The organism is Patulibacter sp. NPDC049589, assembly GCF_040675535.1.
Taxonomy (GTDB): Bacteria; Actinomycetota; Thermoleophilia; order Solirubrobacterales; family Solirubrobacteraceae; genus Patulibacter.
In genome coordinates, this window is sequence record NZ_JBFAPC010000071.1 from 16,405 (window position 1) to 28,086 (window position 11,682).

The following is an 11,682-nucleotide window of genomic DNA, read 5'->3' on the forward strand; positions in this document are numbered from 1 at the left end:
GCCCCGCCGTCGCGAGGGGGTTCGGCCCGGGCACGCGCCTCGTGGCGCGGGTCCCGCCCGGGGTCGGCGAACGCTTCGGTCGCCGGCTCCGGTCCCGGGCGCCGCGGTCCTCACGGGCCGCGACGTCCGGGTAGGGCCTCGTCGGCGACGCCTCCCGGCACGGAGCCGGGGACGCCACCGTCGTGTCCTAGAAGTCGAACTTGTCGATGTTGTCCTTGGTGAACGTGGTGGGCGGCCCGAGGACGATCTCGCCGTCCTTGCCGATGGTCTTCGTGCCGAGCTTGCCCGCCTTGAAGGACTCGCCCTGCTTGCCGGTGATCACGTCGGAGGCCAGGGCGGCCGCGGCGTAGCCGCCGAGGTAGCCGACGTCCTCGGGGTTCCACAGCGCGAACTGCGCGACGGTGCCGTCCTTGACGAACTTGCGCATCTGGTTCGGCGTGCCGAGACCCGTGATCGCGACCTTGCCCTTGTACTTCGAGGACGAGACGTAGCGGGCGGCGGCGGCGATGCCGACGGTCGTCGGGGAGACGATCGACTTCAGGCTCGGGTAGGCCGACAGGAGACCCTGCGCCTGCTGGAACGACTTCTGGTCGTCGTCGTCGCCGTAGGCGACCTTCACGAGCTTGATCTTGGAGTACTCGGGCTTCGCGAGCTCGGTCTTCATGATCTTGATCCAGGCGTTCTGGTTCGGCGCGTTGGCCGTCGCGGACAGCACGGCGACGTCGCCGCCGGCGGAGCCCGCGGTCTGCAGCGCCTGCTTGGCCAGCTGCACGCCGATCGACTGCGTCGTGGCCTGGTTGATGAAGATCTGCCGGCCGGCCGGAGCGGAGTCCGAGTCCTGCGTGACGACCTTGATGCCGCGCTGCTGGGCCTGCTTGAGGACCGGGACGACCGCGTTCGGGTCGTTCGCGGCCAGGACGATCGCGTCCGGCTTCTGCTGCGTGATCGAGCGCAGCAGCGAGACCTGCGACGACGCGGCGGCGTCGGTCGGACCCTGGATCTTGGCGGTGCCGCCCGTCTCCTTGATGGCCGCGACGGTGCCCTGGTCCTCGAGCTCCTCGTAGGGGTTGCCGAGCTGCTTGGGCATGACGACGACGTTCAGGCCCTGCTTGATCGTGGCCGACGAGTCGGCGGCCGCGGTCGAGCTGCTCGACGAGGCGGCGGAGCCGCTGTCGTCGGAGTCGTCCTTGGTCGAGCCGCAGCCCGTGATGACCGCTGCACCCAGCACCACTGCGAACAGCAGCGCCAGGAACCGCGTGAAGCGTGAGTCACGCATTGGTGTTCCCCTCTCCTCCCGGCCCGGACTGAGGTGCCGCGGATCGGCCGGGCCGAGGAGGCCGAGTGCCGCGGGTGCTGATGCGGCGCGCCTCTCGGACGCGCGCAGCGATGTTCGGCCCCAGGACGGAGCCGACGAGCAAGATGCCGGTGACGATGTTGACCCAGGCGGTGTTGATGTCCGGGTCGAGATTGAGCGCCTTCTGGATGGCGCCGAGCAGGATCAGGGCGAGGATGACGCCGCCGATCGTGCCGGTGCCGCCGAAGATCGAGACGCCGCCGAGGACCACCGCCGCGATGGCGGTCAGCTCGAACCCGTCGCCGACGTTGCCGGCGGCGGTCGAGTTGCGGAGCGTCAGGAGAATCCCGGCCAGCGCGGCGATCGCACCGCTGAGGATGAAGAGCCGCAGCTGGATCCGGTTGACGCGCAGGCCGCTGAACCGCGCAGCCTCCTTGTTGGCGCCGATCGCGAAGATCGCCCGGCCGAACGGCGTCCGGTGCAGCACGACCGCGAAGATCGCGGCGAGCACGAGGAACAGGACGATCGTGTTCGGGATGACGGTGCCGGCGAAGTTGCCGAACGCCCAGTCCGTGTAGTTCGTCGGGAAGTCGGTGACCGACTCGTCGCCGAGGATCACGTAGGCCAGGCCGCGGAAGAGGGCCATCGTGCCGATCGTCACCGCGAGGCTGGGGAGCCCGAGGCCCGTCACGAGCCAGCCGTTGATCAGGCCGCAGAGCGCGCCGGCGAGGATGCAGATCGGCAGGATCGCCTCCATCGGCAGCCCCTGGTTCCAGAGGTAGCCCATGAGCGCCGAGCTGAGCGCCAGGACGGAGGCGACCGAGAGGTCGATCTCGCCGGTGGCGATGATCAGCGTCAGCGGCAGCGCCAGGATGGCGTACTCGGTGAAGTCGCTCGAGCCGGTGGTCAGCGAGTCGCCGGTCAGGAACTCGGACGAGATCCCCGCGCCGATGATGAAGACGACGACGATCAGGCCGACGATCAGGGTCTCCCAGCGGCCGAGGATCGTCTTGACGATCGAGTCCTCGGTGCGCGGGGCGGCCGGCGTCCGGTCGGGCGCCGGAGCCGTGGGCGAGATGGTGCTCATGCGGCGGTCCTCCGTCGGGCGGACCGCTGTCGCAGCAGCGCCTCGCTCTGGTTGGTGATCAGGCGGTCGAGCGAGATCGCGACGATGATCAGGAGGCCGACGATGGCCTGCTGCCAGAAGTCGTCGATCTTCAGGACGATCAGCGCGGTCTGGATCGTGCCGAGCACGACGGCACCGAGGGCGGCGCCGAAGACGGTGCCGGACCCGCCGGCGATCGCGACGCCGCCGACCACGGCCGCGCCGATGACGCGCAGCTCGTAGCCCTGTCCGCCGGTCGCGTCGACCGTGCCGTAGCGGGCCGCGTACATCGCGCCGCCGAGGCCGGCCAGCGCGCCGGAGATCACGAACGCCTGCGTGACGCGGCGGTCGCTCTTCAGGCCGGCGAGCTTGGCCGCCTGGCCGCCGGACCGGCCCGACGAGCCGATCGCGTAGAGCTGGCGGCCCCACGCGTAGTCGCGGGTGATGAACCAGAAGAGCACGATCACGACGACCGCGAGCACGATCAGCGTCGGGACGCCGAGCAGGTCGCCGGAGCCGACCTTCAGGAAGGAGTCGGGCAGGTCCTCCGCGTTGATCTGGCGCCCGCCGGTGACGAGGAACGCGACGCCGCGCAGGGCGTACATCGTGCCGAGGGTCACCACGAGCGCGGGGACGCGGCCCCACGTGACGAGCACGCCGTTGAGGAGGCCGCACGCGGCGCCGATCAGGATGGCGATGAGGACGCCGACGATCCACGGGACGCTCGGGTTCTTCGTCAGGAAGTCGCCGCAGAGGAACGCGGAAAGCCCGAGGATCGAGCCGACCGAGAGGTCGATGTTGCGCGTGACGATCACGAGCGTCATGCCCGCGGTCATCACGGCGATGATCGCGACGTTCAGGACCGTCTGCTTGAGGCTGTCGGCGTCCAGGAAGTTCGGCTCGATCGCCCCGGTGATCGCGACGATGGCGATCAGGACGACGATCAGGCCCAGCTCGCGGGCGCGGATCAGGCGGTCGACGACGCGGCGGCCGGCCGAGACGCGCTCGGCCTCCTCGGGCTCGACGGTCGGGCCCGAGGGCGCGGAGCCGCCGGGCCCGGGGGCCGCCGGCGTGGTGACGGGGGTGCTCATGCGATCTCCTCGGTGACCGCGGTGCGGCCCGTAGCTGCGCGGACGACACGCTCCTCGTTCGCCTCGGCCCGGGTCAGCTCGGCGGTCACGCGGCCCTCGAACATCACGAGGACGCGGTCGGCCATCCCCAGGACCTCGGGCAGCTCGCTCGAGACCATCAGGACGGCGAGTCCCTGGCCGGCGAGTTCGTTGATGATGCGGTGGACCTCCGCCTTGGTGCCGACGTCGATGCCGCGGGTCGGCTCGTCGATGATCAGGAGGCGGGGCTCGGTGCCCAGCCACTTGGCCAGGACGACCTTCTGCTGGTTGCCGCCCGAGAGCGTGCCGACCGGGTCGCTGAGCTTGCCGTACTTCAGCTGCAGCCGCTCGCCCCACTGGGATGCCTCGGCGCGCTCGCGCTTCGGGGACAGCAGGCCGCGCGAGCGCATGTCGCCCAGGCGGGCGAGCGTCGCGTTCTGGCCGATCGACATGTCCATGACGAGGCCCTGCTGGCGGCGGTCCTCGGGCACCAGCGCCATGCCGGCGGCGACGGCCGCGGTCGGCTTGCCGAGCGGCAGGTCGTGGCCGAGCATGTTCACGGTGCCCTCGGTGGCCTGGTCGACGCCGAAGATCGCCTGGACGACCTCGGAGCGTCCGGCGCCCACCAGGCCGGCCAGGGCGACGATCTCGCCGGCCCGGACCTGCAGGTCGACGTCGTAGAAGACGCCCTCGCGGGACAGGCCCTTCACGTCGAGGACGACGTCGCCGATGGTGGCGGGCGTCTTCGGGAAGAGCTGGTTGACGTCGCGGCCCACCATGCGGCGGACGAGCTCGTCCTCCGGCAGCTCGGACAGCGGGCCGTCGTGGACGACCTCGCCGTCGCGCATGACGGTCACGACCGTGGCGATCTCGTAGACCTCCTCCAGCCGGTGGCTGATGAAGAGGACGGCGGCGCCGCGGGCCTGCAGCGCCCGGACGACGCCGAACAGGCGGTCGACCTCGCGGCCGGACAGGGCGGCGGTCGGCTCGTCCATGATCAGGACGCGCGCGTCGAAGCTCATCGCCTTCGCGATCTCGACGATCTGCTGGTCCGCGATCGACAGGCCCTGCACCGGACGGTCCGGGTCGAGGTCGACGCCGAGGCGGTCGAGCAGGCCCTGGACGGTCTGCTTCATCGCCGGGCGGTCGATGCGACCGAACGAGCGCTTGGGATGACGCCCCATGACGACGTTCTCCGCAACGGAGAGGTCGGGGAAGAGCGTCGGCTCCTGGAGGATCACGGCGACGCCGGCGTCGCGGCTGTCGGCGGTGGAGTGGAAGACGACGGGCTCGCCGTCGACCAGCACGCTGCCGCTGTTGGGGCGGTCGACGCCGGTGAGGATCTTCACCAGCGTGGACTTGCCCGCGCCGTTCTCGCCCATCAGCGCGCGGACCTCGCCGGCGCGCAGGGCGAGGGACGCGTTCTTCAGCGCGTGGACCGCGCCGAAGGAGCGGCTCGCGCCGTCGAGGGCGACGAGCGGGGTCGTCGTCGCGTCGGTGCTCATGCGGACGCCTCCTCCGGGGACGGGGCGTCGTCGCCCTCGTCGAGGCGGCGGACCGCGACGCCGGGCACGTCGATGGCCGACAGCAGGTCGGAGTCGGCGGCCAGGCCGGCGACGAGGACGTCGCTGCAGTCCGAGACCGGGCCGATCACGGACAGGCCGCGGCGGTCGAGCTTGCCGCCGTCGACCAGCAGCGTCGCCTGGCCGGCCTGGGCGATCATCGCGCGCTTGACCTCGGCCTCGAGCGGGTCGGCGTCGGTGAGCGTGCCGTCGGGGGCGATGCCCTTGACGGAGAGGAACGCGCGGTCCGTCCAGTGGCGCTTGAGCGCCTCGACGGCGACGGGACCGACGAAGGAGCGGGAGATGCGGCGCAGCTGCCCGCCGGCGGCGATCAGCTCGATCGTCTCGCGGGCGTTGGAGGAGACGAGGTCGATGATCGGCAGCGAGTTGGTCACGACGGTGACGGGCCGGTCGTCGCGGATCAGGACCTCGGCGAGGTGGTAGGCCGTGGTCGACGAGTCGAGGAACAGCGCCTCGCCGTCCTCGACGGTCGCGGCGGCCGCGACGGCGAGCGCGCGCTTGGCGGCCGTGGCCGTCGCCATCCGGGCGGAGAACGAGTCCTCGTGCGAGCTGGTGCTCGGAAGGACGGCGCCGCCGTGCGTGCGGCGGGCGGAGCCCTGGCGCTCGAGCTCGGCGAGGTCGCGGCGGGCGGTCATCGGGGAGATGCCGAAGCGCTCCTCGATCTCGGCGACCGTGACGGCGCGCTGGGCCTGCAGGAGCTCGAGGATCGCCTCGCGGCGACCCTCGGCGAGTCGAAGTCTGTCGTCCGGTGCTTTGCGGTTGCTTTTTGACACTACGGCGGTCCCTTCCCCTACAAGTGCGCGGGTTCGCGCAGAAACGATCAGAACAGATCGGGATGTCTGTGTCAAGACGCACAGTGAACACGCTGTTGCGTCCCGACGGAATCGCCCTCCTGGACGGCGATTCCTCCCGTTCTGACGACCGTCCACCGATGGCGGTGGACGGAGTCAGCGTGGTGCCCGGCCCGGACAGATGACCATGTGCGCGCGTGAACGAACACGAACACGGCCTCCCACGGGTGCCGCGTGCCGCCCCGGCGACCACGACTGCGGGGCTGCGGCCCGGCGGCGGCCGGGGCGGGCGGCTAGCCCGGCGGTCCGGACTCGTCGACGAGGACGACGACGAGGGTCCGGGGTCCGTGGACGCCCTCGACCCGCTGCAGCTCGATGTCGCTCGTGGCGGACGGGCCGGACACGAACGTCAGGGGCGGGGCCGGCGGTCCTCCCGGCGGCGCCGGACGCAGCACGAGGAACGCATCGTCGACGTCGTCGACCAGCTGGCCGGAGCGCACGACGCAGACGTGCCGGTCCGGGACGAGCGTCAGTCGGCGCGGCCCCTGGTCGTCGGTGTGGTCCAGCACGATCGTGCCGGTCTCCGCGATCGCGCTGCGGCAGGCGGTGACGACGGCGTCGACGTCCGGCAGCTCCGCCGTGCTCAGCGCCGAGCCGTCCCGGGCGCCCGCGGGCCGCCACGCGGCGGGCAGCCCTCGGGGGGCCGCGACGGCGCTCGGGTCGAGATCGTCGAGGGCGTCCGCGATCGCCGCCCCGACACCGGCGGGATCCGTCCGGACGACCGTCGCGCGGTAGTCGGCGACCCGCTCGGCGAAGCGCTCCAGGAGGTCGGCGGGGTCGACCTCCGGCCGCGCACGTCGCGCGGGCGCGGGCGGCGTCTGGTCGTGGTCCGGGTCGCGCTCGGTGGCGGCCCGCTCTGCCGTCCGCAGCGCCGCGCGCACGCGGGCGAGGACCTCGTCGCGGCCGCTCACGGGCGCTCCTCCTCCCGCTCGCGCCACCACGACCGGAACGACGGCTCGGGGTCCGGCAGGTCGCGCGACGCGGTCCAGCCCTTCAGGCCGGGCAGCTTGCCCCGCTTGCCGCGGCCGTTGTCGATCAGGGCGAGCCCGAGGCGTCCGGCGCGCTGCGCGGCCTCGTAGGCCCGGCGGCTGTCCATGACGCGCGCGACGCTGCGCATCGCCAGGCGCTCGACGCCGGCGTGGTGGCCCTTGCCCGACGCGTTGGTCTCGGCGGTCACGCGCCCGCGCAGGTGCACGAGGATCTGCGGGATGTCGATCTTGACCGGGCAGACCTCGTAGCAGGCGCCGCAGAGGCTCGACGCCCAGGGCAGGGTCGGCGCGGTGTCCAGCCCCTGCAGCTGCGGGGTCAGGATCGCGCCGATCGGGCCCGGGTAGATCGACTCGTAGGCCTGTCCCCCGGTCCGCTCGTAGACCGGGCACACGTTCAGGCAGGCGGAGCAGCGGATGCAGCGCAGCGCGTCGCGGCCGACGGGGTCCGCCAGGGCGTTCGTGCGCCCGGCGTCCACGAGCACGAGGTGGAACTCCTCCGGGCCGTCGGGGTGGGTGGGGTCCGCATAGATCCCGGTCCACAGCGACGTGTAGGGGTTCATCCGCTCGCCGGTCGACGACCGCGGCAGCAGGCGGAGGATCGTGCCGAGGTCCTCCCACGTCTCCAGGACCTTCTCGATGCCCATCACCGTGATGAGGGTCTTCGGGAGCGTCAGGCACATGCGGCCGTTGCCCTCGGACTCGACGATCGCGACCGTGCCGGTCTCGGCGACCGCCGCATTGGCGCCGGAGATCGCGACGGGCACGCGGAGGAACTGCTCGCGCAGGTGCCGGCGGGCGGCCTCGGCCAGTGCGGCGGGGTCGTCGGAGACCTCGGCGGCGCCGGGCAGGTGCTCGCGGAAGATGTCGCGGATCTCGCGCCGGTTGCGGTGGATCGCGGGGACGAGGATGTGGCTCTGCCGATCGCCCCCGAGCTGGACGATGAGCTCCGCCAGGTCGGTCTCCTGCGAGCGGATGCCGGCGTCCTCCAGCGCGGGGTTCAGCTCGAGCTCGTCGGTCAGCAGCGACTTGACCTTGATGACCTCGTCGCTGCCGGTGGCGCGCACGAGGTCCACGACGATCCGCTGGGCCGCGGCCTTGTCGGGCGCCCAGTGGACGACGCCGCCGGCGGCGCGGACGTTGTGCTCGAGCTCCTCGAGCCGCTCGTCCAGCCGCCGCAGCGCGCGGTCGCGGGCGGCGGCGCCCTCGTCGCGCAGCGCCTCCCAGTCGTCGACCTCGGCCACCACGTCACTGCGCTTGGCGCGGATGGCGGTCGTCGCGTGCCCCAGGTTGGACCGCAGCTGCTCGTCCTGCAGCGTCGCCGCCGCGGCCTTCGGGAAGTCCAGGGGGTGCTCGGGCCAGCGCTCGCTCATCGCGCCGCCGCCCGCAGGGTCTTCGGCAGCCGGTCGTCCGACGCGGGCACGCCCACGAGGATCTCCGCGTAGTGCAGCGGCCGCACCGGGGCGCCCTGCCGGGAGAGCCCGCCGCCCATGTGCATCAGGCACGACGAGTCCGCGGCGGCCAGGACCTCGGCCCCGGTCCCGCGGACGTTGCGCAGCTTGTCGTCCATCATCGCGGTCGACACGCCGGCGTTGGTGACCGCGAACGTGCCGCCGAATCCGCAGCACGAGGTGGCCTCCGGCAGCTCGCGCAGCTCGATCCCCGGGACGTGGCGCAGCAGCCGCTGCGGGCGGTCGCCGATCCCGAGCAGCCGCAGCCCGTGGCAGGTCGGGTGGTAGGTGACGCTGTGCGGGAAGGCCGGGGCGCCGACGTCCTCGATCCCGAGGTCCTCGACGAGGTACGTCGAGAGGTCGCGGGTGCGAGCGGCCAGGGCGCGGGCCTCGCGCAGGAGGCCGGCGTCGCCGGAGCGCTCCGCGAGGTGCGGGTAGTGCTCGACGACCTGGGCCGCGCACGACGGCGACGGCGAGACGACGATCTCGGCGTCGGCGAACGCGTCGATCGTGCGGCGCATCAGCCGGGTCGCGTCGTCCGGGTGCCCGCCGTTCTGGTGCATCTGGCCGCAGCAGGTCTGCTCCATCGGTACGTCGAGCGTCACCCCGACCCGCTCGAGCACGGCCACGCTCGCGCGGCCGACGTTCGGGTACAGGGTGTCGACCAGGCAGGTGATCAGCAGCGAAGCCCTCGTCCCCATCCCGTGCAGCGTAGCTTGCCGCGATCGTTCACGGGGGTTTGTGTGCGATTGCGTTCGGATGACCGGACGGACGACCGACCGGCCGGTGCTCCGAAGGGCGGCGGCGTGATCCGTACACCCCCGACGGGGCCGCGAGATCCGCCGGTCCGCAGGCTCCGGACAGCACCCGTTGATCGAACATAAAGGCCGTGCGGCTACGATCGGCCCATGGATTCATCGGGGCGCACCGCCCGCGTGCTGATCGTCGAGGACGACGAGGAGATCGCCGGGGTCCTCGGCCGGACCCTCCGGCTCGAGGACTACGAGACGCGGACGGCCCGCGACGGCCAGAGCGCGCTGGCCGAGGCCCGGACGTTCATGCCGGACCTCGTCATCCTCGACCTCGGCCTGCCGGACATGGACGGCATCTCCGTCGCCGGGCACCTGCGGGAGTCCGACGACGTGCCGATCCTCATCCTCACCGCGCGCGACGCCGTCGAGCACCGCGTGAAGGGCCTCGACAGCGGCGCCGACGACTACCTCGTCAAGCCGTTCGAGCGCGACGAGCTGCTCGCCCGCATCCGCGCGCTGCTGCGTCGTCGTCCCCCGCGCGGCGAGGCCGCGCTGGTCTGCGCCGACCTCACGCTCAACCCGGCCACGCACGAGGTCTTCCGCGGCGAGCGCCACATCGAGCTGACGCAGCGCGAGTTCGAGCTGCTCGAGTACCTGATGCGCAACGAGAAGCTCGTCGTCCCGCGCCAGCGCCTGCTGGAGGAGGTCTGGGGCTACGACCCGCTCGCGTCGACCAACACGATCGAGGTCTTCATCTCGAACGTCCGGCGCAAGCTCGAGGAGGGCGGCGAGGATCGCCTCGTCCACACCATCCGCGGCGCCGGCTACGTGCTGCGCGTCGGGCGCTGAGCCCCACCGGACCGGGTGGCTGCCGTCCCCACTCGTCGTAGGACGGCCCCGAAGCGCGCGCTGCCGCTCCGGGGCCTCGACCGCCTGCCGATCCGCTGGCGCCTGGCCGTCGTCTCCGCGACGCTGACGGGCGTCATCCTCCTGATCTTCGCGATCGCCGTCGGCACGTTCACGACGCGCCGGATCGACAGCGACTTCCAGACGCAGACGGGGGCGCGCTTCGACACGATCAGCCAGCGGCTGCGACTGGTCGCCCGCAACGGCGGCTACGCCATCGACGGCTCGCGGCTCCAGGCCGCGACGGGGGACAACACGACCGCGGTAGCGGTCTGGGCACGCGAGCGCAACGGGCGGTTCGTCCCGCTGTACTCGTCGCCGACGGGCGTCGACCTCGGCTCGCCCGGCGACGGGCGGGACCGGGTCGGGGACATCCGTGTCGAGACGCGCGTCTTCGATCGCTCGATCCTCAACAGCAACGGGTCGCCGGTCGTGGTGCCGTTCAAGTTCCCGACCAACCGTCTCGGCGACCCGCTGTTCGGCGCCGCGGGCAGCGTCCTGGGCGTGACGCCGAGTCCGGTGTCGGTCGCCGTTCGCGTCGGCCGCTCCTACGACGCAGTGGAGCGCACCACCCGCCGCGTCTGGTCGGCCCTGGCCCTCGGCGTCATCGGCGGCACGTTCCTCGCGTTGATGGCCGGCCTGGCGCTCGGCGCCCGAGCGATGGGTCCCGTGCGGCGGATGACCTACACGGCACGGCACATCGCGCGGACCCGCGACCTCGACGCGAAGATGCCGAAGTCGCGGGTCCACGACGAGATCGCGGAGCTCGGCGGCACGCTGCAGGACATGCTCGACGAGCTCGCGGCCGCCCAGGCGACGGTCGACGCCACGCTCCAGCGTCAGCGCGAGTTCATCGCCGACGCGTCGCACGAGCTGCGCACGCCTCTGACGTCGGTGCAGGCGAACCTGGAGCTGCTGGCGCTGACCACCACCGGCGACGACCAGGAGGCCGCCGAGTCCGCGCTGCGCTCGTCGCGGCGGATGCGCCGCCTGGTCGCCGACCTGCTGCTGCTGGCCCGCATGGACGCCAGCCGCGAGGTCGAGCGCACCGAGGTCGACCTCGACCGGGCGATCCTCGAGGCGGTCGACGAGCTCGAGCCGCAGATCGGGGACCACGAGGTCGTGCTGGACCTCGACCCCGTGACGGTCGACGGCATCCGCGACGAGCTGGTGCGGATGGTCGCCAACCTCGTCGGCAACGCGCTGCGGCACACGCCGCCGGGGACCGAGATCCGGGTCCGCCTGCGTTCCGAGGGGACGCGCGGAGAGCTCGTGGTCGAGGACGACGGCGAGGGGATCCCGGCGGACCTGCGCCGGCGGATCTTCGACCGCTTCGTCCGGCGCGGCGGCGAGGGCGCCGGATCGACCGGCATCGGCCTGGCGATCGTCCGCGCGGCCGCCCAGCGCCACGGTGGCGACGTGCGCGTCGAGGCGACCGACCCGGCCACCGGGCGCGGCGCCCGGTTCGTCGTCGCGATGGTCGTCCGGCCGGGCGACCCGGAGGACACCGTGGGCAGCCTGGCCGACGAGGCCGGCGGCGCGCTGTGGTCGGCGGGCGACGAGGTCCACGAGATCCCGAACTTCGTCCGCGAGCTCGACGACGGCGCGGACCTCGTCATGGGCAACCGGATGAAGAACATCCAGC

10 protein-coding genes are annotated in these 11,682 nt (G+C 72.5%); 2 read left to right on the forward strand and 8 right to left on the reverse strand.

All coding sequences use genetic code 11. The features are described from left to right. Window positions 1-187: 187 nt before the first annotated feature. The 8 genes from rhaS to AB0L40_RS14635 all read right to left on the reverse strand — a co-directional run bounded on the left by rhaS (window position 188) and on the right by AB0L40_RS14635 (window position 9,080). Complete coding sequence (gene rhaS / locus AB0L40_RS14600; RefSeq protein WP_364355572.1) at window positions 188-1,276, reverse strand: rhamnose ABC transporter substrate-binding protein; 1,089 nt, start codon at window positions 1,274-1,276, stop codon at window positions 188-190. Continuing rightward, complete coding sequence (locus tag AB0L40_RS14605) at window positions 1,269-2,381, reverse strand: ABC transporter permease (RefSeq protein ID WP_364355575.1); 1,113 nt, start codon at window positions 2,379-2,381, stop codon at window positions 1,269-1,271. Before AB0L40_RS14605 ends, rhaS begins: the two co-directional genes overlap by 8 nt. Then, entirely contained in the window at window positions 2,378-3,490 is a 1,113-nt protein-coding gene (locus tag AB0L40_RS14610; protein ID WP_364355578.1) for an ABC transporter permease, read from the reverse strand. Before AB0L40_RS14610 ends, AB0L40_RS14605 begins: the two co-directional genes overlap by 4 nt. After that, window positions 3,487-5,013 carry a sugar ABC transporter ATP-binding protein gene (locus AB0L40_RS14615; RefSeq protein ID WP_364355581.1) on the reverse strand — a complete coding sequence of 509 codons (1,527 nt, stop codon included), beginning with the start codon at window positions 5,011-5,013 and terminating at the stop codon, window positions 3,487-3,489. The genes AB0L40_RS14610 and AB0L40_RS14615 overlap by 4 nt, the downstream gene beginning before the upstream one ends. Next, complete coding sequence (locus tag AB0L40_RS14620) at window positions 5,010-5,864, reverse strand: DeoR/GlpR family DNA-binding transcription regulator (RefSeq protein ID WP_364355584.1); 855 nt, start codon at window positions 5,862-5,864, stop codon at window positions 5,010-5,012. Before AB0L40_RS14620 ends, AB0L40_RS14615 begins: the two co-directional genes overlap by 4 nt. Window positions 5,865-6,175: 311 nt before the next feature. Next, entirely contained in the window at window positions 6,176-6,853 is a 678-nt protein-coding gene (locus AB0L40_RS14625; protein WP_364355587.1) for an LUD domain-containing protein, read from the reverse strand. Then, on the reverse strand, window positions 6,850-8,301 hold the full coding sequence (locus tag AB0L40_RS14630) for a lactate utilization protein B (protein ID WP_364355590.1): 1,452 nt from the start codon (window positions 8,299-8,301) through the stop codon (window positions 6,850-6,852). The genes AB0L40_RS14625 and AB0L40_RS14630 overlap by 4 nt, the downstream gene beginning before the upstream one ends. Then, the gene (locus AB0L40_RS14635) at window positions 8,298-9,080 is read right to left on the reverse strand and encodes a (Fe-S)-binding protein (RefSeq protein WP_364355593.1); all 783 of its coding nucleotides are present in this window, start codon (window positions 9,078-9,080) and stop codon (window positions 8,298-8,300) included. The genes AB0L40_RS14630 and AB0L40_RS14635 overlap by 4 nt, the downstream gene beginning before the upstream one ends. A gap of 207 nt (window positions 9,081-9,287) precedes the next feature. On the opposite strand from AB0L40_RS14635, the gene AB0L40_RS14640 reads away from it, so the two are divergent. Both AB0L40_RS14640 and AB0L40_RS14645 read left to right on the forward strand, forming a co-directional pair. Then, window positions 9,288-9,980 carry a response regulator transcription factor gene (locus AB0L40_RS14640; protein ID WP_364355596.1) on the forward strand — a complete coding sequence of 231 codons (693 nt, stop codon included), beginning with the start codon at window positions 9,288-9,290 and terminating at the stop codon, window positions 9,978-9,980. A gap of 15 nt (window positions 9,981-9,995) precedes the next feature. After that, window positions 9,996-11,682: HAMP domain-containing sensor histidine kinase (locus tag AB0L40_RS14645; protein WP_364355599.1), on the forward strand; the 1,687-nt coding region annotated here is incomplete at its 3' end.

What these genes read in the sequence shown, in the direction of transcription:
- AB0L40_RS14605 (WP_364355575.1), bottom strand. Translation starts at nt 2,381, where the DNA reads ATGAGCACCATCTCGCCCACGGCTCCGGCGCCCGACCGGACGCCGGCC.
- AB0L40_RS14630 (WP_364355590.1), bottom strand. Translation starts at nt 8,301, where the DNA reads ATGAGCGAGCGCTGGCCCGAGCACCCCCTGGACTTCCCGAAGGCCGCG.
- rhaS (WP_364355572.1), bottom strand. Translation starts at nt 1,276, where the DNA reads ATGCGTGACTCACGCTTCACGCGGTTCCTGGCGCTGCTGTTCGCAGTG.
- AB0L40_RS14615 (WP_364355581.1), bottom strand. Translation starts at nt 5,013, where the DNA reads ATGAGCACCGACGCGACGACGACCCCGCTCGTCGCCCTCGACGGCGCG.
- AB0L40_RS14635 (WP_364355593.1), bottom strand. Translation starts at nt 9,080, where the DNA reads ATGGGGACGAGGGCTTCGCTGCTGATCACCTGCCTGGTCGACACCCTG.
- AB0L40_RS14640 (WP_364355596.1), top strand. Translation starts at nt 9,288, where the DNA reads ATGGATTCATCGGGGCGCACCGCCCGCGTGCTGATCGTCGAGGACGAC.
- AB0L40_RS14610 (WP_364355578.1), bottom strand. Translation starts at nt 3,490, where the DNA reads ATGAGCACCCCCGTCACCACGCCGGCGGCCCCCGGGCCCGGCGGCTCC.